16 protein-coding genes are annotated in these 23,580 nt (G+C 61.2%); 3 read left to right on the plus strand and 13 right to left on the minus strand.

The genetic code is table 11. The annotated features are described in order from the left end of the window. Positions 1-30: 30 nt before the first annotated feature. The 6 genes from AB5Z05_RS14740 to AB5Z05_RS14765 form a co-directional block, all read right to left on the minus strand. Positions 31-960 carry an ROK family protein gene (locus AB5Z05_RS14740; protein WP_368152056.1) on the minus strand — a complete coding sequence of 310 codons (930 nt, stop codon included), beginning with the start codon at positions 958-960 and terminating at the stop codon, positions 31-33. 111 nt (positions 961-1,071) lie between these two features. Further along, positions 1,072-2,139 carry a uroporphyrinogen decarboxylase gene (hemE, locus tag AB5Z05_RS14745; RefSeq protein ID WP_368152057.1) on the minus strand — a complete coding sequence of 356 codons (1,068 nt, stop codon included), beginning with the start codon at positions 2,137-2,139 and terminating at the stop codon, positions 1,072-1,074. 182 nt (positions 2,140-2,321) lie between these two features. Continuing rightward, a complete protein-coding gene (gene nudC, locus AB5Z05_RS14750) occupies positions 2,322-3,101 on the minus strand; it encodes an NAD(+) diphosphatase (protein ID WP_368152058.1) in 780 nt (259 codons plus the stop codon). A 221-nt stretch (positions 3,102-3,322) separates the two neighbouring features. Beyond that, positions 3,323-6,487: a bifunctional proline dehydrogenase/L-glutamate gamma-semialdehyde dehydrogenase PutA gene (putA, locus tag AB5Z05_RS14755; RefSeq protein ID WP_368152059.1), complete on the minus strand. Its 3,165-nt coding sequence runs from the start codon at positions 6,485-6,487 to the stop codon at positions 3,323-3,325. A 335-nt stretch (positions 6,488-6,822) separates the two neighbouring features. Next, entirely contained in the window at positions 6,823-7,428 is a 606-nt protein-coding gene (locus AB5Z05_RS14760; RefSeq protein WP_005335443.1) for a TIGR04211 family SH3 domain-containing protein, read from the minus strand. A 146-nt stretch (positions 7,429-7,574) separates the two neighbouring features. Further along, positions 7,575-8,327 (minus strand): potassium channel family protein, encoded by a 753-nt coding sequence (locus tag AB5Z05_RS14765; RefSeq protein ID WP_005354446.1) that lies wholly within the window; start codon positions 8,325-8,327, stop codon positions 7,575-7,577. Positions 8,328-8,428: 101 nt separating this feature from the next. Here AB5Z05_RS14765 and AB5Z05_RS14770 point away from each other — a divergent pair, with 101 nt between their 5' ends. The 3 genes from AB5Z05_RS14770 to AB5Z05_RS14780 all read left to right on the plus strand — a co-directional run bounded on the left by AB5Z05_RS14770 (position 8,429) and on the right by AB5Z05_RS14780 (position 14,119). Continuing rightward, a complete protein-coding gene (locus AB5Z05_RS14770) occupies positions 8,429-9,679 on the plus strand; it encodes a methyl-accepting chemotaxis protein (RefSeq protein WP_005362726.1) in 1,251 nt (416 codons plus the stop codon). A 206-nt stretch (positions 9,680-9,885) separates the two neighbouring features. Continuing rightward, positions 9,886-12,759 carry a bifunctional [glutamate--ammonia ligase]-adenylyl-L-tyrosine phosphorylase/[glutamate--ammonia-ligase] adenylyltransferase gene (glnE, locus tag AB5Z05_RS14775; protein ID WP_368152060.1) on the plus strand — a complete coding sequence of 958 codons (2,874 nt, stop codon included), beginning with the start codon at positions 9,886-9,888 and terminating at the stop codon, positions 12,757-12,759. 265 nt (positions 12,760-13,024) lie between these two features. Next, entirely contained in the window at positions 13,025-14,119 is a 1,095-nt protein-coding gene (locus AB5Z05_RS14780) for a type I restriction endonuclease (protein WP_368152061.1), read from the plus strand. A 73-nt stretch (positions 14,120-14,192) separates the two neighbouring features. Here AB5Z05_RS14780 and AB5Z05_RS14785 read toward each other — a convergent pair whose 3' ends face one another. The 7 genes from AB5Z05_RS14785 to AB5Z05_RS14815 all read right to left on the minus strand — a co-directional run bounded on the left by AB5Z05_RS14785 (position 14,193) and on the right by AB5Z05_RS14815 (position 23,512). Next, on the minus strand, positions 14,193-16,394 hold the full coding sequence (locus tag AB5Z05_RS14785) for a glycoside hydrolase (RefSeq protein WP_368152062.1): 2,202 nt from the start codon (positions 16,392-16,394) through the stop codon (positions 14,193-14,195). A 108-nt stretch (positions 16,395-16,502) separates the two neighbouring features. Next, entirely contained in the window at positions 16,503-17,267 is a 765-nt protein-coding gene (locus AB5Z05_RS14790) for a DUF2861 family protein (protein WP_368152063.1), read from the minus strand. A gap of 80 nt (positions 17,268-17,347) precedes the next feature. Continuing rightward, positions 17,348-17,995, minus strand: a complete 648-nt coding sequence (locus AB5Z05_RS14795; RefSeq protein WP_368152064.1) for a response regulator transcription factor — start codon at positions 17,993-17,995, stop codon at positions 17,348-17,350. Further along, positions 17,992-19,374, minus strand: a complete 1,383-nt coding sequence (locus AB5Z05_RS14800) for a DUF3404 domain-containing protein (protein ID WP_368152065.1) — start codon at positions 19,372-19,374, stop codon at positions 17,992-17,994. Before AB5Z05_RS14800 ends, AB5Z05_RS14795 begins: the two co-directional genes overlap by 4 nt. A gap of 145 nt (positions 19,375-19,519) precedes the next feature. Next, positions 19,520-21,682, minus strand: coding sequence for an AsmA family protein (locus AB5Z05_RS14805; RefSeq protein WP_368152066.1), 2,163 nt, complete (start codon positions 21,680-21,682; stop codon positions 19,520-19,522). A 132-nt stretch (positions 21,683-21,814) separates the two neighbouring features. Then, complete coding sequence (locus tag AB5Z05_RS14810) at positions 21,815-22,321, minus strand: NUDIX domain-containing protein (RefSeq protein ID WP_368152067.1); 507 nt, start codon at positions 22,319-22,321, stop codon at positions 21,815-21,817. Between the two features lie 28 nt (positions 22,322-22,349). Continuing rightward, positions 22,350-23,512, minus strand: a protein-coding gene (locus AB5Z05_RS14815; protein WP_368150226.1) for an IS3 family transposase whose coding sequence is annotated in 2 segments (ribosomal slippage) — positions 22,350-23,257 and positions 23,257-23,512 — 1,164 coding nt in all. Because the reading frame shifts where the segments join, the coding sequence is not laid out codon by codon here. Positions 23,513-23,580 lie beyond the last annotated feature (68 nt).

Raw genomic sequence — 23,580 nt, forward strand, 5'->3', positions numbered from 1 at the left:
GGCGGCGCACCGGCCGCCCGGGAGCCCCGGCTACGACAGCAGGGCCTCCTTGAATTCACCGCGGGCCAGCAGTGCGGCCCCGAATACCCCAGCACTGTCACCAAGGGCAGGAGCAATAATGGGGGTTGCGAAGCGGGGATTAAAGAGGAAGGGCAAAATTGTCTGCCGTCCGGCGCTGTAAAGGCTCTGCACATTGCCCACCCCGCCGCCGATGACGATCACATCCGGGTCGAGAATATTGACCACATTGGCCAGCGCCTGACCAAACAGCAGATGCAGCCGGTCGATGGTGAGCTTGGCCACATGATCGTGAGCCGTGGCGGCCGCGATTTGGGCGAGCGAGAGGCGGCGCTTGGCCTTGGCCTCGTACCAGGCCTCCAGCGCCGGGCCGCTGATCAGGGTCTCGACGCAGCCACGCTTGCCGCAGTAGCACTCGGGGCCATCGGGGGAGAGCACATTGTGGCCCCACTCACCGGCGATGCCGTGGTGGCCATTGAGGATCTGGCCGTTGATGACGATGCCGGAGCCGACCCCGGTGCCCATGATGATGCCGAACACCACTTTCGCATCGGGATGGTGCTGGCGCACCGCCCCCAGATGGGTTTCTGCCAGCGCGAAGCAGTTGGCATCGTTGGCGATCAGCACCGGCACGCCCAGCTTGCGCTCCAGATCCTCCTTGAACGGCTTGCCGTTGAGCTCGGTGGTGTTGCAGTTCTTCATCAGGCCGGTCTGCGGATCCCGCGCCCCCGGCGTACCCATGCCGATGACGGTCGGGCGCTGGCCAATCTTCTCGGCACACTCATTCACCAGCTTGGCGATCTGGCCGATCATATGGTCATAACCGCCGGCACGCTCGGTGGGAATGCGATGGCGCAGCAGCACCTCGTCGCCATCCAGCACCACGCATTCACACTTGGTACCGCCAAGATCGATACCCCAATCCAGTGACTTGCTGCTCATCTTGCCTCCTGCACTGGCGCCACGCTCTCGTGTCGCAGCGCCATTTTTTAATGTAAAACGGGGCCTTGCGGCCCCGGATATCAAACACACTCTTCTTCTCTCGCCCCAGCCTTAGCGACCGTGGTACTGGGCGGAGAGCTCGTGTACAGCGTTGACGAACAAGCCAGCGTGCTCCGGGTTGACATCCTGATGGATGCCGTGGCCGAGGTTGAATACGTGACCATTGCCGTGACCGAAACCGGCCAGGATGGAGGCGACCTCTTCGCGGATGCGAGCCGGAGTGGCGTAGAGCATGGAGGGATCCATGTTGCCCTGCAGCGCCACCTTGTCGCCGACCCGACGCTTGGCATCGGCGATGTCGGTGGTCCAGTCCAGACCCAGCGCATCGCAACCGGTGGCGGCGATCTGCTCCAGCCACTGACCACCGTTCTTGGTAAACAGGGTGACCGGCACGCGGCGACCGTCGTACTCGCGGATCAGGCCATCGACAATCTTGTGCATGTACTGCAGGGAGAAGTCGCGGTAATCGCGCGGGGTGAGCACGCCGCCCCAGGTGTCGAACACCATGACCGCCTGCGCACCCGCCTTGATCTGGGCGTTGAGGTAGGCAATCACGCTGTCGGCCAGCTTGTCGAGCAGCAGGTGCAGGGTTTGCGGCTCTGCATACATCATCTGCTTGATCTTGGTGAATGCCTTGGAGCTGCCCCCCTCCACCATGTAGGTGGCCAGGGTCCAGGGGCTGCCGGAGAAGCCGATGAGCGGCACTTCGCCCTTGAGCTCACGGCGGATGGTGCGCACCGCGTTCATCACGTAGCCCAGCTCATCTTCCGGATCCGGGATCGGCAACGCCTGCACGTCGGCCATGGAGGTGATCGGACGCTCGAAGCGCGGGCCTTCACCCTGCTCGAAGTAGAGACCGAGCCCCATGGCATCGGGCACGGTCAGGATGTCGGAGAAGAGGATGGCGGCATCGAGCGGGTAGCGGCGCAGCGGCTGCAGGGTGACTTCACAGGCCAGCTCGGCATTGCGGCACAGGGACATGAAATCCCCCGCCTGGGCGCGAGTCGCCTTGTATTCCGGCAGATAACGGCCAGCCTGGCGCATCATCCATACCGGGGTCATGTCCACATCCTGACGCAGCAAAGCGCGCAGGTATCGATCGTTCTTCAGCTCTTTCATCCCAGTTCCTGAGTTCGTATCACGCATAAAATGGCGGCCATAATACCACTTTGCCCACCGGATCGGACTGCCCAAAACGTGGCAAATGGACGCGCGGTTGAAAAGATGTGAAGGGGCGCAAACCTGACCGCCCCGCTTGTAACAAGAAGTGCAAAAAGATTGGCGAAAAGATAAGCGCCTCGTTACCCCTCGCCCGCCAGCGAACGCTCGATCAGCCGCCGGGCGATGGTGCCGTGGGGCGGCAAACGCGGCAAGCGGTCGGCGGTAAAGAAATCGGCAGCGACCAGTTCGTCATCCTGCACCCGGATTTCGCCGCTCTCGTAGTCGGCGGTAAAGCCCATCATCAGGCTGTGGGGGAAGGGCCAGGGCTGGCTCGCCACATAGCGCACATTGCGCACCCGGATGCCGCTCTCCTCGAACACCTCCCGCGCCACGCACTGCTCAAGGTTCTCTCCCGCCTCAACAAAGCCGGCCAGCACGGTATACATGGGATCGTCCGCCTGATAGTGACGGCGATGGGCCGCCAGCAGGATCTCCGGCCCCTTGCGCACCGCCACGATAATGCAGGGTGAAATGCGCGGATAGGCCGTGTGGCCGTGGTGGCACACCTGCGCCCACTCCCCCGCCTTCGGGGTCATGGGGGCGCCGCACTCGCCGCAGAAGCGATGGGTGCGGCGGAAGGTGGCGAGCTGCCAGGCGCGGCCAGCAAGGCGAAAGCCCTCTTCGTCTCCCGCCACCATCAGCTGGCGCAGAGGGCTCATAGCGCTCGTGTCGGCCTCAGCCCCCAGATCGAGCAGATAGCAGGGTAGCCCCTGCCACTCGTCGAAACGCTCGAAACGGGCACCGGCCAGCGCTGCGGGCAGGCACGCTTTACTGCCCTGTGGCACCTGACCTTGCTGATCGAGCAGTACCAGATGATCGCCCCCCAGCACGAACCAGCGGGCTTGTTCGGTTAATGACATCAGATAAACACTCTCGTTAAAACAAAACCCTGACCACGGCTGGCCGACCAAGGGGCAAACGCCGCACGAATGGCTCCCATCTTACGACCAGCACGGGTCGCTGACGACCCCGCCGTGGCCGATTGTCCCATTCGTAAAAAACGGATGGTGCAAATAAAGAGGCCGCCCGAAGGCGGCCCGTTGTTATCCGGCATCCCGTATCCGGTCTCTATCGACGCGGATCAGGCATCGCCCATCGCCAGCAGGGAGGCGTTGCCACCCACCGCCGTGGTGTTGATGGTGCGAGTCTTCTCGGTGACGAAGCGGCTCAGATAGTGAGGGCCACCCGCCTTGGGACCGGTGCCGGAGAGCCCCTGGCCGCCGAACGGCTGCACCCCGACCATGGCGCCGATCTGGTTGCGGTTGATGTAGACGTTGCCCACATTGATGCGGCTCGCCAGCTCTTCGGCGTGGGATTCGTTGCGGCTGTGGATCCCGAGCGTCAGGCCGTAGCCGGTGCCGTTGATGTCGCTGATCACCTTGTCCAGATCCCGGGTGGCGTAGCGCACCACGTGCAGGATGGGGCCGAACTGCTCCTTCACCAGCTCGCGGATGGAGCCGATCTCCAACGCGGTCGGCTGAACAAAGTGCCCTTCCATGGTCGCGGCGGGCATCGGCGCCTGCGCGATCAGGCGAGCACGCGGGATCATGTAGGCGAGGTGGGCATCGAGACCGGATTTGGCATCGGCATCGATCACCGGGCCTACGTCGGTGTTGTGCTCGGCCGGGTTGCCCACTTTCAGCTCCTGCATGGCGCCGGTGAGGATCTCCAGCACCCGCTCTGCGATCTCCTCCTGCAGGTAGAGCACCCGCAGGGCCGAGCAGCGCTGACCGGCGCTCTGGAAGGCGGCGCTCACCACGTCGCGCACCACCTGCTCCGGCAGGGCGGTGGAGTCGACGATCATGGCGTTCTGACCGCCAGTTTCGGCGATGAGCGGCAGGATGGCGCCATCGCGCTGGGCCAGGGTCATGTTGATCAGCTTGGCGGTCTCGGTGGAGCCGGTGAAGCAGACACCGCCGATGCGCGGATCCGCTGTCAGCTTGGCGCCAACAGTCGCACCGTCACCGGGCAACAATTGCAGCACGTCGCCCGGAATACCGGCCTGATGGGCCAGAGTCACCGCCAGATGGGCGATAAGGCCGGTCTGCTCCGCCGGTTTGGCGATAACGGTGTTGCCGGTGGCCAGCGCAGCAGCAATTTGGCCGAGGAAGATCGCCAGCGGGAAGTTCCACGGGCTGATGCAGACAAACACCCCGCGTCCCTGCAGGAACAGCTCGTTCTGCTCGCCGGTGTAACCGGGCAGCAGGGTCGCCTGCCCCATCAGGCTGCGGGCCTGCACCGCGTAGTAGCGGCAGAAATCGACCGCTTCACGCACCTCGTCGATGCCATCTTGCAGCAGCTTGCCCGCCTCGCGGGTACAGAGGGAGACAAACTGCTCGCGGTTCGCTTCCAGCAGATCCGCCAGCTTCTCCAGTGCGGCAGCACGCTCGCTCACCGGGGTTTCACGCCAGCGCGGGAAGGCAGCGTGGGCAGATGCCAAGGCCTGCTCCACCGCCTGCTCGTCGGCCCAGTGGATCTTGCCGACGGTGAGGCTCACATCCTGCGGGCTCAGCACGGTACGTGCCTCGCTGCGCTTGAGGGTCTCGCCATCGACGATGGGGCCTGCCAGCCACTGCTTGCTCTCCAGCTCTTTCAAGCGGGCGAAGAAGGGGCGCTGGATGGAGAGGATGTTCATGTTGACGCCGCTGGAGTTCTTGCGGTCGCTGAACAGGTTCACCGGCTGCGGAATGCGGTCGTTGGCAAAGCCGGAGTAGCGCTTGAGGGTGCGCAACGGGTGCTCGGCCAGCGAGTCCACCGGTGTATTGGGATCCACCAGCTTGTGAACGAAGGAGGTGTTGGCCCCGTTCTCCAGCAGGCGGCGCACCAGATAGGGCAGCAAGTCCTTGTGGGCGCCTACCGGCGCGTAGATGCGGCAGTGCAGACCGGGATTGTCGCTCAGCACGGCGTTGTGCAGCTCCTCGCCCATGCCATGCAGGCGCTGGAATTCAAACTGGCGATCACCGGCCATCTCCAGAATGCTGACCACGGTATTGGCGTTGTGGGTGGCAAACTGGGGAGCGATAAAGCCGCGGGTCGGCTCGCTCAGCAGATAGCGGGCGCAGGCGAGGTAGGAGATATCGGTGCCCGCCTTGCGGGTAAAGAGCGGGTAGCCGGGCAGGCCCGCCTGCTGGGCATATTTCAGTTCGCTGTCCCAGTAGGCGCCTTTTACCAAGCGAACCGGAATGAGGTCACCCTGCTCGCGGGCCAGAGCGGTGAGCCAGCAGAGTACCGGCAGGGCGCGCTTGGAGTAGGCCTGCACCACCATGCCGAGCTTGCCCCAACCGCGGTTGGCATCGGAGCGGTAGAGCTGTTCGAACAGGTCCAGCGACAGCTCGAGGCGGTCCATCTCTTCGGCATCGATGCTGATGGCCACATCCTTGTCGCGGGCCAGCCGCACCAACCCCACTAGCCGCTCGCACATCTCGCCAAGTACCCGCTCACGGTTGGCCACGTCATAGCGCGGATGGAGCGCCGAGAGCTTGATGGAGATGGAGGGGGCTGGGCCGCCGTCGCTAATGCGTTCGTTGCCCACCGCCTCGATGGCGTTGCGGTAATCAGTCAGATACTTGTCGGCATCCTGCATGGTCAGCGCCGATTCACCCAGCATGTCGTAGGTGTGGGTGTAACCCAGCTCGCGAGATTTGCGGCTCGCCTTGAGCGCCTCTTTCATGTCGCGCCCCAGCACGAACTGCTTGCCCATGATCTTCATGGCGGCATACATGGCGGAGCGCACCACCGGCTCCCCCAGCTTGTTGACCATGCGCCCCAGCAGGTTGGCCGGGTTGCCGTCGAGCTTCTTGTCGAGCTTGATGATCTTGCCGGTCAGCATCAGCCCCCAGGTGGAGGCGTTGACCAGAGTAGAGTCGCTCTTGCGGAAATGGGAGGACCAGTTGGCGCCGGAGAGTTTGTCCTTGATCAGGGCATCGGCGGTCTCGGCATCGGGAATGCGCAGCAGCGCCTCGGCCAGACACATCAGGATGATCCCCTCCTGGGTATCGAGACTGTACTCCTGCAGGAAGGCGTCGATACCGTCACCGGAGCCGCTCTCCTTGCGCACCTTGGTCACCAGAGTACGGGCACGCTGGGTCACCTGCTCCAGCGAGGCGCCATCCCCCGGCAGCATGGCCGACAGTTCGGCCAGATAGGCATTTTCATCCACCACGTAGTTTTGGGTGATGGCTTCGCGCAGGGCGGCCAGATCGGAGGGGATATAGTCAGCGGCAAGCACTTGAGTAGCTTTGAACATATGGGGTCTTCCTGTACGCCCTAGGGCTGATATCGACAAAGGCGGACGCGCCGCCGAAACGCCGATAATGTATACAATGTTGCACCCTATATGAAATGAATTTGTTGCCACTCTTTAACAAAGATCGCTCATTCCCCCCATGAATTCCCTTTTGAAGCCAATACGCCAGCAAGCGCGAGGGTCATCTGACTTCATTTTGTATACGATCTGCCACCGCCCGCCCTGTCGCAAAGCAACCACGCATTCCGCCCAATACCGGATGTCCCCAATGCGCCCCAAAAAAAAGAAGGGCCGCCACGGCGACCCTTCTCAACAATTCATTCAGCCAGAGGCTGTCAGTTCATCCAGCGATCGCCACGGCTGCGACGACGGGGCAGCATGGGCAGCAGGATACCAAGCAGGATACCGGCACCCACCATGGCACCACCACGGATAAACCAGTCCATCTGCATGTCGTGCTCCTGGTTGTCGTAGCTCTGGGTCAGGGCATCATTCTGCTCTTTGAGATTGCTCATCTCCTCACCCTGACTGACCAGCTGAGCCTTGAGAGCAGCGATCTCCTTGCTCTGGGCAGCGATCTGGCCATCCTTCTCGGTGAAGCGTTTCTCGTTGTCACCGTTGAGGTTCTGCAGGCGATCTTTAAGCTCATCGCGCTCTTTTTCCACCTGGGGCAGACGCTCGCGCAGGCTGATCTGGCTCTGCAGTTCGCTGTTTTTGATCCACCCCTCGCGGCCACGACCGTCCACCACCTGGGTGAAACCGGCCTCGCTGTTCACCGCCTTTACCTCCAGCGGTTCACCAGCCTTGACGCTGCCAAGGATCCGGTACTGGGTACCCGGGCCATTGTGGATATAGGTAAAGATGTTGTCTGAAACATAACGGGTATCGGCCAGTGCCTGTTGGGCACACAAGCAGATCAAAATCCCGAGAAGGGCGCGCATGGTCGATCGATTCTCTTTTTCAGGTTTGGACAAGAGGTTGAATGTTAAGCCGCCAGCAGGTTAAAGGACAAGCAAAGAAAAAGCACCTCCCCCGGATTAAAGAGCGCAGAGTTGCGAGTCACCTCGCAACTTGCCCGTCCGCGGCCTCACTTGTTTTTCAGCTCCTGCACTTCGCTGCGCAGGGCGCGTATCTCCCGCAGCAGCTCCTCTTGCTGGTTGTTGTAGTGATGACGCCACTTGTCGGTCTCGCCATCCCCCTTGTTGGGCTGCAAAAACAGGCTGGCCATAAAACCGCTGATGGCACCGAACAGACCGACCCCGAACAGGATCAGCAGGCTGGCGACAAACCGCCCCTCCTCGGTCTTGGGCACCAGATCCCCGTAACCCACTGTCGATAGGGTCACCAGCGTCCACCAGAACGCGTCATAGGGTGTCTCAATCTGGCTGCCGGGCTGGCCTGACTCAATCCAGTACATGACGCCGGAGCCCACCCCCAGCAGCAGAAAGAACAGAAACAGGATACCGGAGAGGGTGGTCTCGTTGCGCTCGCGACGGAACATGGCCCAGAGATCCGGGTGCTCCTTGAACAGCTGATAGACCCGCCACAGCTGGATCAACCGCGCCCAGCGCAACTGCTCCGCCATCGGCAGGCTACCCGGCAGATAGATCCAGTTGGCCTTGAAATAGGCCTTGCGATCGGAGGCCCGGATCCAGCCATAAGCAAAGTGCGCGAGGAAGAAGTAGCAGATCAGACTGTCGAGGTCATAGAAGAGCTGCAGGGTCTGTGGTGTCAGGCTCTCATGGCCCCACCAGCGGGCCGTCACCAGCACAACCGAGATAATCGACAGAAATGCCATCAGCAGATCCATCGCCCGCAGATGAGTTAAGTGATGTCGCATACATTTTCCAACTTTAAGCACAGTGCAAATTAATAAAAGAGAAGATAATGCCGATAGTCCTGAGGGCAAAGGAAAAAACGGCTTTTAAAAGGAGAATGACAATGCAGCTGAACCTGCTGGAGAAAAGAATGAGCAACATCCGGTTGGTACCCAAAGTGGTGCTGCTGATGGTGTTCAGTACCCTCCTGCTACTGACAAAACTCTGGTTTGACGCCAACAATCTGGAAGCGACCCTGCTCAGCGAAGGGCTCGATCCCGCCAAGGCGGATGCGATCTCCAATCGCCTGCTCTGGACCGGTCTGATGGAGACCGCCATCATGGGGCTGCTGTTCGTGATCCTGCTGCTCACCGGCTCCCGCCTGATGGTCAAGCAAGTGCACTATCTGGTGGGCCTGCTGGAGCGCTTCGCCAAGCGGGACCTCAGCCACAAGGTACTGCTCAAGTCTCGTGACGAATTCGGTGACATCGCCAAGGCGGTCTCCCACTCGCAAGAGAACCTCAAAGAGGTGTTTGGCAACCAGCGTGCCGCCTGCAAGGAGCTCAACGACATCGCCTCCCAGGTGACCCTTTGCATGGAAGAGGCCAACGAAGCGATCAACGAAGAGTTCACCCAGATCGAACAGCTGGCCAGCGCCATGAGCCAGATGGTCGGCGCCATTCGCGAAGTGGCCGCCCATGCGGATCAGGCCTCTCACGCCACCGCCGAAACCAGCCAGCTGGCGGAAGAGGGGAGCCGCTGCGTCGCCGATACCGTCAGCACCATCGACACCCTCTCCGGCAACATCCAACGCTCCGCCACCGTGGTCAACGAGGTGGAGCAGGGGGTCGAGCGCATTGGCTCGGTAGTCGACACCATTCGCGGCATCTCGGAGCAGACCAACCTGCTGGCACTTAACGCGGCAATCGAAGCGGCTCGCGCCGGTGAAGCGGGTCGTGGCTTTGCCGTGGTGGCCTCCGAAGTGCGCGAGTTGGCCAACCGGGCTCAGGCCGCCACCGTCGAGATCCAGAAGATGATCGAACAGCTGCAGGGCAATGCCCATCAGGCTGGCGAGCTGATGGCCCAAAGCGTACAGCAGGCCGACAAGGGGGTGGAACAGGTGACCCAGGCCGGTACCCAGCTCGCCACCATAGTGCAGCGGGTACAGGGTGTCGCCGACATGAACCGCCACATCGCCGCCGCCTCCGAGCAACAGAGCTCGGTCGCCGAAGAGATGCGCGGCAATCTGGAGCAGGTCAAGCAGATCGCCGAAGGCTCCGTCGTGGTGCTGCGCGAGCTGCAAGAGGCCTCCGAGCTAGTCGAGCAGCACAGCAAGGAGCTCGACAGCCAGATCCAGTCCTTCAAGCTGGCGTGACCACAGCGAATAGACAGAAAGGCCCTGCGGGGCCTTTCTTCATATCCCCACCAGCAGCCCATTTTTATTTGCCGGATCATGCTTCTCGCCCCTGTGCTGTGACGCGGGGGCCTGACAGTGCTAGATTGGCAGCCACCATTTTGAACCGGCAGCGTTGTTAACCTCGTGTCGTTAACCCGCGGTCGTGAACCACAAGGACGGCAACCGTGGCCCAGCACTCTCCCTCTTTCTCCGCCCTCTCCCCCCTGCTGCAAGAACAGGCCGAACGCCAATGGCAGCGGCTGATCGAACTGGCCCCCGACTATGGCTCGCTGCCCGAGCCCGTTCGCCAGACCCTGCTGACCCTGCTCGGTCTCTCCGATTTTATCGCCGACTCTCTCTTCAAACAGCCGGAGTTGCTGACCGAGCTGCTCACCTCCGGGGATCTGGAGCGGGTCGAACGCTGGCCCGCCTACCAGAGTGACCTCACCTCCCTGCTCGCCGAGGTGAGTGATGAAGAGGCGCTCAAGCGCATCCTGCGCCAGTTCCGCCGCAGCCGCATGCTGGTGATCGCCTGGCGCGAGCTGCTGGGCCATGCGGCGGTGGAAGAGAGCTTTATCCACCTCACCAAACTGGCGGATGCCCTCATCTGCTCCGCTCGCGACTGGCTCTACGCCAAACAGTGCAGCGAGCTGGGCACCCCGATGGATGGCAACGGTAATCCGCAACCGCTACTGATCCTCGGCATGGGCAAGCTGGGCGGTGGCGAGCTCAACTTCTCCTCGGATATCGACCTTATCTTCACCTTCCCCGAAAACGGCTACACGGTTGGCGGGCGGCGTGAACTCGCCAACCAGCAATTTTTCATCAAGCTGGGCCAACGCATCATCAACGCCCTCCACCAGCCCACTCAGGATGGTCAGGTGTTCCGGGTCGATATGCGCTTACGCCCCTTTGGCGAGGCGGGGCCGCTGGCCATCTCCTTTGCCGCCATGGAGGATTACTACCAGCACCACGGCCGCAACTGGGAGCGCTACGCCATGGTCAAGGCGCGGGTACTGGGCCCCCAGTGCGAACACGCGGTCGAGCTGGCCGAGATGCTGCGCCCCTTCGTGTTTCGCCGCTATATCGACTTCGGCGTCATCGACGGCCTGCGCCAGATGAAGGCGATGATCGCTGCCGAGGTGCGTCGCAAGGGGCTGGAGGGCAACATCAAGCTGGGGGCTGGCGGCATCCGTGAAGTGGAGTTTATCGCCCAGGCACTGCAGCTTATTCGCGGCGGCCGTGAACCTGCGCTGCGGGTGCGCCACCTGCCCGAAGCGCTGGCCGCCATCGCTCAATGTGGCGCCCTCGAATCCGCCCATTGCGATCGCTTGCTGGATGCCTATCGCTTCCTGCGCCGGGTCGAGAACATATTGCAGGAGATCGGCGATCAGCAGACCCAGACCCTGCCTACCGAAGAGCGGGATCGCCAGCGGCTGATCGCCGCCCTCGGTTTTGCCGACTGGGGCGCCTTTATGGCTCATCTCGATGAGGAGATGGCCGCCGTCCATCAGGAGTTCGCCGCCGTGGTGGGGGAAGAGAAAGAGGCACCCGCCCATCTGGAGCAGCTTTGGCTCGATCTCTGGCGCACCGAGCTCGATGCCGCCGAGCTGGAAAAATTGCTGACTGCTCAAGGGGTCGTCGAGCCCTCCCCGCTTTGCGCCGCGCTGCTGCGTTTCAAGGAGGAGTACAAGCGCCGTCAGGTGGGCCCGCAGGGGCGCATCGCGCTGGACTGGCTGATGCCGGAGCTGCTGCGGCTGGTGGTCGCCAGCGAGCAACCCGCCCGCCTGTTCGAGCGGGTATGCGAGCTGCTGACCCGCATCTTCACCCGCAGCGCCTATCTGCAACTGCTGGCGGAAAACCCGGGCGCCCTGCGCCAGCTGGTGCGGCTGTGCGATGCCAGCCATCTGGTGAGCGAGCAGCTGGCCCGCTACCCTATCCTGCTTGATGAGCTGCTCGATCCCCAGCACCTCTACCACCCCACCCCGCTCGATCAGTACAAGCCCCAGTTGCGCCAGTTCCTGCTGCGCATCCCCGAAGAGGACGTGGAGCAGCAGATGGAGGCGCTGCGCCAGTTCAAACAGGTGCAGTTGCTGCGCATCGTGGCGGCCGACATCGCCGGCGCCCTGCCGCTGATGAAGGTGAGCGACCACCTCACCTGGCTCGCGGAGGCGATCACCGAAGAGGTGGTCAATCAGGCTTGGGCCCAGATGAGCGAGCGTTACGGGGTGCCGCCCGAGGTGGCAACCAGCGGCCAGCGCGGCTTTGCGGTGGTGGCCTATGGCAAGCTGGGCGGTATCGAGCTCGGTTACGGCTCGGATCTCGATCTGGTGTTCCTGCATGGCGGTGACCCCAACAGCTACACAGATGGCCGCAAGCCCATCGACAGCCGCCAGTTCTACCTGCGCCTCGCCCAGCGGATCCTGCACCTGTTCAGCACCCGTACCCCGTCCGGGATCCTCTACGAGATCGATATGCGGCTGCGCCCCTCCGGCGACTCAGGCCTGCTGGTCTCGTCGCTGTCGGCCTACGAGCAATACCAGCAAAACGAGGCATGGACCTGGGAACATCAGGCGCTGGTGCGGGCTCGCCCCATCTATGGCGATGACGCCATTGTTGCCGAGTTTGCCCGTATCCGCCGTGATGTGCTGGCCAAGGAGCGGGATCTGCCGACCCTGGCCCGCGAGGTGCGCGAGATGCGCCACAAGATGCGGGATCACCTGCTCAAGGCGGGGGCTGGCGAGTTCGACCTCAAGCAGTCCCCCGGCGGCATGGTGGATATCGAGTTTATCGCCCAGTATCTGGTGCTGGCCCACGCCTGCGGCGAGCCCGATGCCCTCACCCGCTGGTCCGATAACGTGCGGATCTTCGACGAGTGCGTCATGGCGGGGGTGCTGACCCTGGAGCAGGCGGAGGGGCTGAAGCAGGCCTATCTGGAGATCCGCAACCTCGGCCATCGCCTCAACCTCTCGGAGATCTCCCGCAAGGTGAGCGACGATCAGTTGCAGAGTGAGCGCAGCCATGTGCTCGCCGTCTGGCAAAAGCTGCTGGGGGAGTGAGATAAACCACAGCAGGTTCAACGAGAAAGGGGCGCTTGGGCGCCCCTTTCTAATATAAATATCAGCTACAAGCTCATATTTTCTTCATATAACACTCAATAGCGGTGAGCTGGATCCTGTTTCAGGCATACCAGCCTTGGAATCGTATGGCGCTTTGCTGAATATATGCAGAGATAAACCGTCTCTATGACCTCACCTGATTTTGGCCAGATATGACAGGTGAATATCAACTCAACAATTCCAGTCCCAGCGCAGAGAGGAAACAATGGATTTTTCAGAGCAGCTACAGAGTCTAGCCAAAAAGATTGCTCAACAGTCATCGATGATCACCACAGAAGAAGCAACCAAAAACGCATTTGTCATGCCATTTCTCAATCGTGTACTTGGTTATGATGTGTTTGATCCTACGGAGGTGATTCCGGAATTCACCGCAGATACAGGCATCAAAAAAGGGGAAAAGGTTGACTACGCCATTCTCAAAGATGGCCAAGTGCAAATTCTGGTTGAGTGTAAAAAATACAGTGAAAAACTCTCGGCCAAGCACTCTGGTCAACTCTTTCGCTATTTTTCAGTTACCAATGCTCGAATCGGCATTCTTACCAATGGGGCACAATATGAGTTCTACACAGACCTTGATGCCCCAAACAAAATGGACGAAAAACCATTTTTGACGCTCGATCTGGAAGACATCGATGAGCACATAGTGCCTGAGGTATTAAAACTAACCAAAACCTCTTTCGATGTTGATTCAGTTGTCGATGCAGCTGGCGAACTGAAGTACCTTAGCCAGATCAAAAAATTGCTAGCCGAACAATTTGGCTCACCGGAAGAAGACTTTGTTAAGTTTTTTGCATCCAGAATCTATGACGGTGTACTGACGGCAAAGGTCAAACAGTCCTTTACCGACATTACCAAGAAGGCACTTAGCCAATTCCTGAATGACAGCATCAATGCAAGATTGAAATCTGCGATTGGTGGCAGTGTCAACTCCTCAACTATCCAACCGGCATTTGATAGTAATCCATCAAGTGATAACAATAATGCCGAAGGCTGTAGTGAGGAAAAATCAAAGGTCGATACAACGATTGAAGAGATGGAAGGCTTTAATGTTGTCAAAGCAATTCTGAGACAGCGATTTGATGTAACAAGAATCGCGGCAAGAGATACCCAAAGTTATTTTGGTATTCTCCTCGACGATAATAATCGCAAGCCGTTATGCCGGTTGCATTTCAATGCCAAGCAGAAATATATCGGTTTATTTGACGCTGACAAGAAAGAGACCCGACATCCTATTTCCTCGATAGATGAGATTTTTACCTTTGCAGACCAGCTACTGACAGCCAATTCGGTCTACGAGTAAGACTGGTTAAAGGGGGGCGGAATCACTCTGCCCCCATTCCCTTCTGTAAGCGGCAAACTAGCCGAGACCTGTTTCAACGCGCTCCATCTGGTTGCGAAACAAACTGCTGCAGGCTGCCATCGGGCAACAGCGCCAACACGCTTTGAGCGGCCAGTTTTATCCCCGCCTGCTCGGTGGCCGGGCCGAAGTTGGCTATCAGTCGAGTGCCATCGGCAAACTCGCTCTGCTGCACAACTCCTTTTTTGTCGAGCCAGCGAAAACCGGTGAGCGGCTGGTTGTAGAGCCGCTCATGCAGTGGGCGGAAGAAAGCATTGAGCCCCTTGAGGTAGGGAATACGCGTACCGGCACTATCCAGACTGAGGTTGAGCAGCGGCGGCACGTTGTAGAGCTGCTGCAACAGCTCGGTGACCTGACGGCTCTCCTTGAACTTGAGGCTATCCATCGTCCAGTGGTGGGTGGTCACTATGCTGTCGTGAAAGACGCTCTGGAACAGCGGCAACCGCAGCGCCGGATCAAAGTAGAGCCCCTGATACTCAGGTTTGAGGTGGCTCTGGCGAAAGAAGAACGCAGGCTGATGCTCCGGATACCAGGCCCCCAGATAGTAGGGAGATCGCTTGTTGCGGCGCATATCGGGATCCTGCCAGCCAAAGCCGCTGGTCTGGGGGCCGTGGGCAAAGGCCGCGGTGCGGTTGGCTACCGCGCCGCCCTCCTCGGAGCCCACCAGTACCCCCTGACTCCTGGCAATCCACGCCATCCCGGCCATCCGGTTTTGCGCATCCTGTGCTTGGCTGGTCGGCTTGGCCGGGTCGAAGTCATCAAACACCATGCCGGTCGCCGCCACATCGAGGAACCAGCTGTTGTAGTGGCTCGCCTGCTGCAATTTGGGCACTCGCTGCTCCATCACCGGGCGCACGCAGGCCTGATTGGTGTAGACGCCGCTGTTTTGAAAGCCGCTCTTGCGCCGGCCGTTCTCCTGCATGATGCCGCAGCGCAGATAAATATCCTGCCCCATCTGGGCGGTGAGCCAGCTCTGCTGGCGATTCCCCTCCGGCAGCGCGGTATCGTAGGAGTCATAGGGAGCGATGAGATAGCCCGCCTCTTTGGCAAGTTCAATCCCCTGCGGCGCGGCAAAACCCGCCGTCCACTGGGGCAACCCCAGCCAGAGTCTGGGTAGTCCAGCCTGCTTGAGAGCGGCGATCATCTTGGCCGAGCTGCCATCGCCCCAGCTCTGTGGCTCGTTGAGAGCAGCGCCCAGTTGCGTGGCCGCCAGCGTGCGCCGGGCGGCGAAATCGGCCGGTTGCTGACCCGGATGGCGCAGCGCCAGCGCCTGCTCCACGCCGGCCAGCACCAGATTTTGCAGATAGCGGTTGCGCTCAAGATCGGGCGCTTGCAGCGCACGCTTGCTCTCCCCCTTGAGCCAGTCGGCGGGGATCAGGCGGCGCAGCGCGGGCCAGCTCTTCACATCCTGTGGCACCAGCAGTCGCTCACCCCAGAGATAGAGGTGAGAGGCGCCGATCAGCCGCTTGCCATCCTTTACTGCCGCCAGCTTGCTCTCGAGCGAGACCAGTTCACCCCGCTCCTGCAACCAGCTGCGATAGGCCTTGGCCGCCGCTAGCCAGTCGTTGCCCGGTTGCAACGACACTGCCACCTCATAGGGGTCAGCCCGATTGAGGCGATTGACGCTATGGGTCGCGGTGAGGGCAATGCCATCTTTCTTCGGAGCAAAGGTGAGCCGGTTGTTGAAAGGGTTGGCAAAGAGGATCGCCAACTGCTGATCGCCGTGATCCAGCCCAACCACCGGCAGGGTCAGATTATCCGTAGTGTTGATCCCCTGATACTCCTGCGCCAGCGCCTTGCGCCACGCAGTGTGCGTAGCCGGAATGCGAAATCCCTCGTGGATCGGCAGCATCAGCGCCTGCGCCCCTGCCGGTACCCGCGGCCACACCAGCTCGCCAGCAGTTGCACGGCTGAGGGTGAGGATCAGACGGTTGCCCTCAAGGCGAGCCAAGGCACGCACCTCACCATCGGCGCGGGTCAGCCAACTGGCGCGCACCCCCTCCTGCTGCAGAGCGGTGACCGGCTGACGCGGGCCGGGAGAAGAGATGAGAAGGTGCTTGCCCGATGGCAGCACAGCCTCGGCCGCCAGGGTGGCGGGATCCAGCTCGATGCGCCACTGATCGTTGGCAAGGATCAGCGCCTCGGCAGGCAGGGAGAACAGCGGCGCCAACAGCAGCAGCGGGCGGATCCGGCTCGTTAGCACGGGAAGAAAAGTCATGGTTTGTGATTCCTGATAACACACGGGAATCGCCATTTCAGCAGATCGGCCGCCTGCGATTGTCAGGCCAATGTCAGGATTGCGTGCAACTGACCATCACGACGACCATTAGTCCACCGGCCCCGCCTGACTGTGGCTTAGCTGCAACACCAGCTGGCCACGCTGGCTGGTCTGCACCAGCGAGAGGGTGCGCCAACTGTCGGGCGTGGCGGCTGGCCACGTCACCGGCTCATCGGACGCAATGCGGTGCCACCAGAGCAGGGAGTATTGCGGACGAGCCAACACCGCCTGATCGAGCCAGAGCGGCGTACAGGAAGCGGGATTGGCGGGGGGATTGGCTACCGCCTGTGGCGAGCGGGAGAGCCAGTCCAGATCCTGCACCGCAGGCAGCGGCAACGCTACCTGCCACTCCTTGCCCGCCACCGTCAGCCGCAGTTGATAGAGCCCGGGTGGTAAAGGCGTCGGTAGATCGTCCCCCACGACCCTGACCCCCTTACTCCCTTCCGCCTCCCACTGGGCACCTGCCAACCGGTTGTGGCCAGCGGAATCGATAAGTTCCGCGGTGGTGATGGGCCCCTCCCCGGTCAACTGCACCCGATAGTCCCGCAGCAGCGGCGCATCGCGCTGGATCAGCTCAAGGCGCAGCTCGCTCACCCCATCAGGCAGAGTGAGCGGGAAATCCTTGCCGCAGTGCTGGGCACTCAGCGCGGCCAGCATCCCCTGCCAGCTACGGCGCTCGGCATCACTTGTGAGGGCGGGCCATGCCTGCTGCAAAGATTGCCAGGCGTACCGGCTATCCCCCTGCAACAGCGCCAAGGTAGCCGGTTGCAGGGGGTCGGCGCGATCGGTTTCCATAAAGTGTTCGGTTGCCATCACGCTGCTTACGTTTAGAAGGCCCAGGTTCAGAAGGCCGCAGCTTAGAGCCAACAGCAGCGCGGCCAGTATTGCACGCTTCACGCTGACACCTCCAGCCGGTAGCCGATGCCGCGCACCGTCTCGATAGCCAGTCCGGGCAGCTTCTGGCGCAGTTGCAGGATATGGGTATCAACCGTGCGGGTGGAAGGAAACGCCTGATAGCCCCACACCCGGTTGAGGATCTCCTCCCGGCTCAGCACCCGCCCCGCCATCCGCACCAGCAGGGTGAGCAGGGCAAACTCGGTGGGGGTAAAACTCACCTCCGCATCCTGCCAGCTCGCCTGCATCCGGGCGGGGTGGAGCTGCAAGCCACCCACCGCCTGAGTGCCATCCCCCAGCTGACGCAGCTGAGCCCGGATCCGCGCCAGCAGCTCGTCATGTGAGAAGGGCTTGGTCAGGTAGTCGCGCGCCCCCGCATCGAGCCCAGCCACCCGATCGCTCACCTCCACCCGGGCGGTGAACACGATCACCGGCAGCGCCTTGCGCGCCAGCCACTGGGGCAACCAGTCGAGAGTATCCCCCTCCGGCATGGAGCGATCCAGCAGCACCAGATCCGCCGCCAGCCACTGCACCTCCGCCGCTGTCAGGGTGTCGCACCAGAGACAGCGATACCCCTCGCGGGTCAGATAGCGTTGCAGGTTCTCCGCCAGCAGCGCCTCGTCTTCGACAAGCAGGATGGTCTTCATGATTCGGGGTCGCTCCAGAGTTGGCAGGGCAGCGTCAGGGTAAAGGTAGTGGGCGGGCCGGATAGGGCGAGACACCCGCCAAGACGACGCAGCAGATGGCGCACGATGGCAAGCCCCAGCCCCAAACCATCGGCACGGGCACCGCGGTGCAGCAGGGTGGCGAGTCGGTAATTTGGCAGCTCGCCGCCATCGCTGACCGCGAGGATCAAACGCCCCGCCTGCCAGCTGGCACAGACCCGAACCGGCGCGTGGCCATGCTGGCTGGCGTTGCGCAGCAGGTTGTCGAGGGCGAGATCGAGCCAGTAGAAGGGGAGCGCCAGAGTCATCTCCCGCTCAAGACAGAAGGTGGCGTCATGCCGCTCGCAGGCCAGGGTGAGCCACTCGGTGAGACTGACCGCCACCCGCTCATCTTCGAGAGTCTCTGCCGCCAGATAGTGGCGACTGGCCTGCGCCAGCTGATGCAGGCGGGCGACACTGCCCAGCAGTTGCCCCACGCTCTGCTGGGCGGAAGGGGGCAGCTGGTCGAAATCGTGGCGCAGCTCCTCGCTGATGCCGGAGAGCGCCATGATGGGGGTACGCAGCTCGTGGGTCAGCATCTGCAATGCGACGCGCCGCTCCCGCAGCAGGCGCCAGCGCTGCCAACTGGCCCACCCCAGCAACAGGATAAAGCCAAACGTGCTGGCCAGCGCCAGCCACTGCCAATGCAGCGTGGGGCGCTCGTTGAGGCAGATCCCCCCAACCCGCTCCTGGCAGGAGCCATCGACCCGGCTATCCAGCGTCACACCAAGCCGCTCGGCCAGCGGCTGCCACTGCCCGGCGCCATAGCGGCGCCACTGCCCATCGGCAAGCAGCCAGAGCTGACCCGATTGCAGCAGCCAGCGCCCACCCCGCAGCAGGGCATCGAGGTTGTCATCATCAAGCTCGCCAAGCAGCCCCAACCGGTCGCGCCGCTCCCGCACATGGAGCAGATCGTCGAGCTCGGCCGCCGGATGACCAGCCAGCCAGCGGGTAGCGCTGGAGCCACCCAACGGATAGATGGGATGAGCGGCAAACCAGCGGGCCGAGGGTACAGCCCCTTGGCCGCAAAGCGCCCTCAGCAGCGGCAGCCACTCGGCGGGCAACTCATTCTCTGTCCCGCACTCCTGCTGATAGCGATAGATGGCCTGCAGCTGACGCAACGGGTAGCGCTGCCAGGCGGGATAGAGGGAGTCGGGAGCAATCAGGCGCCGGTCGAGCCGCTGCACCTCGTCAAGAGGCAGCGCCTGTTCTGGAGTCTGTCTGGCCAGCTCGCCCGCAAGACGATCTGCCAGCGGCCCGGCCAGCACCGGAGAAGCCATGCCATAGCAGATCAGGGAACAGAGCAGCAGGATCAGGCGCATGGGTTCAACTCGAGATGACTCCGGATCAAGGCACAGCAGATCACTGCGCCATAAAAAATGTCAGCGCCATTTTTCAATGGCGCTGACATCCGGTCAACCGCTAACGGCATTTACGCGGCTCCCGCCAGCCCATATGAACCGTCACCTATTTGAACAGTCCCTTGAGCAGCTGGTCAGCCACACCTTTGACGGCTTCATTGTCGGCCTTGTCCCCCAGCAGCTTCTTGAGGCCGCGTTCGGCCTCCTTGCGCGCCTTATCCTCCAGCAACTTGTTGTTGCTGAGCAGCGCCTTCACGTCGAGCTGGTAGCTGGGGGCTTGCCAGTGGCCACCGATCCGCACCGGAATGGTGATCTCTTTGAGCTCGTCCACATCCTTTCCTCCCTGCCCCTTGCTGCTCTCGACAATGGAGGTGAGGAACAGGAAGTCGAGGCTCTCCGGCACCAGCGCCGTCTGCCCCTCCCCCTTGACCCGCAAGGCGGGGGCAAAGAGCTGGATGTCGTTGCTGCGGGCGATGCCGTCGGCAATCTGGAAGCTGGCGGTGAGGGCGCTGAAGTCGGTCTTGCGCGCCTCCTTCACCTGCTCGGCCCCCTTGCCGCTGAGGGTGGCCCGCGCCTCGCGGATCATCTCAGGCAGGTTGATGCCGTGCAGGGCGCCGTCGCTCAGTTTCAATGTGACCTTGCCCCGCATCCCGTTGCGCAGTGCCAGAGGAGAGAGACCGCGCCCCTGCACCTGCACATCGAGATCGCCCCTGCCCTCCAGCAGATCGCTCTGGGCCAGAGTCTGCAACAAGGGACGAATGTTCACTCCGGCCACCTGCTTGTGCACCTTGTAGGTGGCGGGCTGCTGGCGCGCGTCGAGTACCCCGTTCGCGCTTACCTGACCGCCAGCCACGGTCGCGCTGAACTGTTTGAGCGTCAGCAGTCCCTTGGCCAGAGCCAGCTGCAGATCGACAGCACCGAGATCCAGCTCTTTCAGGCGCAGGCTGCCGAGTTGCAGCCGACCATCCAGATCCACCCCTTTGAGCGCGCCCAGATCCGGTTCAACCGCGGAGAGGGCTTCGCTCTTGCCGGTTATCGCTTTATTGCCACTTGCAGCGGTGTTGGCAACACCGGCCGCCGGTTTGTCCTCTTTCGCCTGCGCAGGTTTGGTCGGTGCCGATTTGGCGAGCCATTTGTCGAGATCCAGCTTCTCCCCCTTGAGATCGAAGGTGATTTCGGGAACAACTCCAAGCTGCACGGTTCCATCACCACTCAGCAGCGCCTCATCGGCACTCATCACCAGCTTGCTCAGGGTGATCAGCTGCTTGTCGAGCTCGGCACGGGCAAACCCGGCCAGTTTCAGCTTCATCTGCGGGCGTGGCAGCGCATCACCTTCCAGCGCTGCGGTCAGCAGTACATCGGAGAGCTCGGCAAGCTTCATCTCCTTGTCGAGCCGCCCTTTAAGTGTTCCTTCCAGAGAGCCAGCCAGTGAAGCTTGCTGCCCCTCTACCTTGGCACCCTTCAGCGCCAACGTGAGGTTGCTCCACTCACCGAGGGCCAATCGGTCTCCCTTGATGGAGAAACTGTCGAGTCGCAGGGACGGATCACTCAGGCTGCCACTGAGGCTCAAGTCTTTCAGTTCACTCGCCATCACCTCCTGCGCCAGCTTGATCTGGGCCTGCCCTTTAACATCGAAAGCGAGCTTGTCGGCACTCCCCTTGGCGGCCAGCGTCACGGGTACCCACTGACCGGTGGCCAGCTGCCCCATATCGAGATCGAGGCGATCCAGTCGCAGCGAGGTGCCGCTGCGATCATCCTGTACCAGCGCACTGGCCTGGAAGAGCGCGACACCCTGCAAGCTGATCTGCCAGGGCTTGCTATCAGCGGTTGGCGCAGGAGCTGCGGGAGCGACCGGTTCGCTTGTATCAGCAGTGGCATCTTTGATCAGTCCGCTCAGATTGGAGCTGCCATCCGCCTTGGTCTGGATAAAGAGATGGGCGCCACTCAGGGTCACCTTGCCGATCTCCAGACGATGGGAGAGCAGCGGCAACAGGGCCACCGAGGCCTCGCCCTGCTCGAAACGAACCAGATCCGGCTCGGCAAAACCGGCCGGATTGCGCAGGGCGACCTTCTCCAGCGAGAGGCCGAGACTCGGCCAGAAACGCCAGTCAATCTCCCCCGCCATCACCAGCTCCCGGCCTGTGCTCTTGCGCACCTGTTCAGCCAGTTGGGGCTTGAATTGATTGGGGTCGATAAGGCTTATCAGCGTCACTATGGCCAGCAAGGCCGCTACGGCGATGCCGAGCAAGATGAGAACTATCTTCTTCACGATATGCTCCTTGAATCCGGATCCACTGCTGACTATACCACTCACCGTCTGACGAATGGCGTCTGCGGGACAAAAGCGGACATGGATGAGACAGGGATGGTCGCTGCCAATCCCCATCGTCATCAGCAGGAATCAGGCTTGCAAAGAGGATTGCTGCAGCCGCGCCATCGCGGTGCGCGTCGACTCGAAAGCAAAGCGGGGCAAGGGGATATCGCTAATCTTCAGCCACTGACAGGCGGCCACATCGTCAGCCGGCTGGATGACAGGTTTTTGACTCAGCCTGATGGCGAAGAAGGTGTCACAGGTGTGGTAGGTGATATTGTCGTAGGGATAGATATTGGGGTATGAACCAAGATAGGTAAAAGGTTGGGCGCTGACATTGAGCCCCAGCTCCTCCTGCAATTCCCGCACCAGCGCCCCCTCCAGCGACTCGCCGGGATCGACAAATCCGCCCGGCAGATCCAGCAACCCCTTGCCAGGATTACGGGCACGCACCGCAACCAGCACCTCGTCCTGCCAGCAAAGCGCCACCATCACCGCCGTCGCCACATTCTGGAAAAAATGAAAACCGCAGCCACAGCGAAACTCTTTCTGACTGACGCTCTGCAGGGTTTGACCGCCGCATTTTGGACAAAACATGGGCTATCTCCGACCAGATATGTAGTGGTCAACTAAATCCGGACACTTGGTTAGGCCGATCCTCGGCTTTTGCTGGCGGTATCCCGTCATTGTATTGATGTGGACGTCGCCAGTTGTAGTGATCCATCAGGTAATAACTGATATCCCGCTTTGCTTCCCGCAGGCTCATATATCCCCTTGCCGGGAGCCACTCTGACTTCAGGCTTCTGAACAACCGTTCCATCGGGGCGTTATCCCAGCAGTTGCCACGCCGACTCATACTCTGGGTCATGCGATAGCGCCACAGTCGTTGCCGAAATGCCCGGCTGCCATATTGGCTGCCCTGGTCAGAGTGAAACAGCACGCCTGACGGACAACCCCGCTGCTGATACGCCATCTCAAGTGCTTTGATGGCCAGCTCGGCATCTGGTTTATCTGACATCGCCCACCCCACAACCCGCCGGGTATGCAGGTCAAGCACCGCTGCCAGGTAATGCCAACGACCACCTGCCCAGACGTAGGTGATATCGCCACACCACACCTGATTGGGTTGTTGGACATCAAATTCGCGGGCCAGCAGATTGGGAATGTCCGGTCGTTCAGACCGTGCCACCTTATAGCGGTGTGCGCCCGGCTGTTTGGATGCCAGGCCGGCTTCCTTCATCAGGTTACGTACTTTGAATCGACCAATCTGATACCCCAACTCTCGCATCATCGACATCAAGGCGCGGCTGCCAGCCGAATCCCTGCTCTCTTTGAACAAACGGCGCAACTCAGAGCGCTGTTGCATGCGCTCACGGTTAATCGTCCGCCTGCGAGCCAGATAATCGTAAAAACAGGAGGTGGGAACATCGAAGGCGCAGCAGACCAGAGTGATGGGGGCTTGCTCCCTTAATCGGTCTATCAGCGCGTACGTGTGAACTCGTCCGTCATCAAGAGAGCAGTAGCCTTTTTTAGAATGTCCTTCTCACGTTCGAGCCGGTTGATGCGGGCTTCCAGTTCCTGAATTTTTTGCTGCTCCAGAGTCAGTGCTTTGCTGATTGGGGTAGTGCCACTGCGTTCGGATTGCAGTTGCCGAACCCAGCGGCGAAGTATGGTTTCACCGATATCCAGTGAACGACTGGCTTCGGGGACAGAATATCCCTGGTCGAGCACCAGGGATGCGGCTTCGAGTTTGAATTCGGCAGTAAATGAGCGACGTAATCTTGTCATTGAACACCTCAGGTCATGGTGGCGACTGTACCACCTAAAATGGTGTCCGGGATGATTAGACCACTACA

It is taken from the genome of Aeromonas sp. R2-4 (assembly GCF_040908365.1).
Classification (GTDB): domain Bacteria; phylum Pseudomonadota; class Gammaproteobacteria; order Enterobacterales; family Aeromonadaceae; genus Aeromonas; species Aeromonas veronii.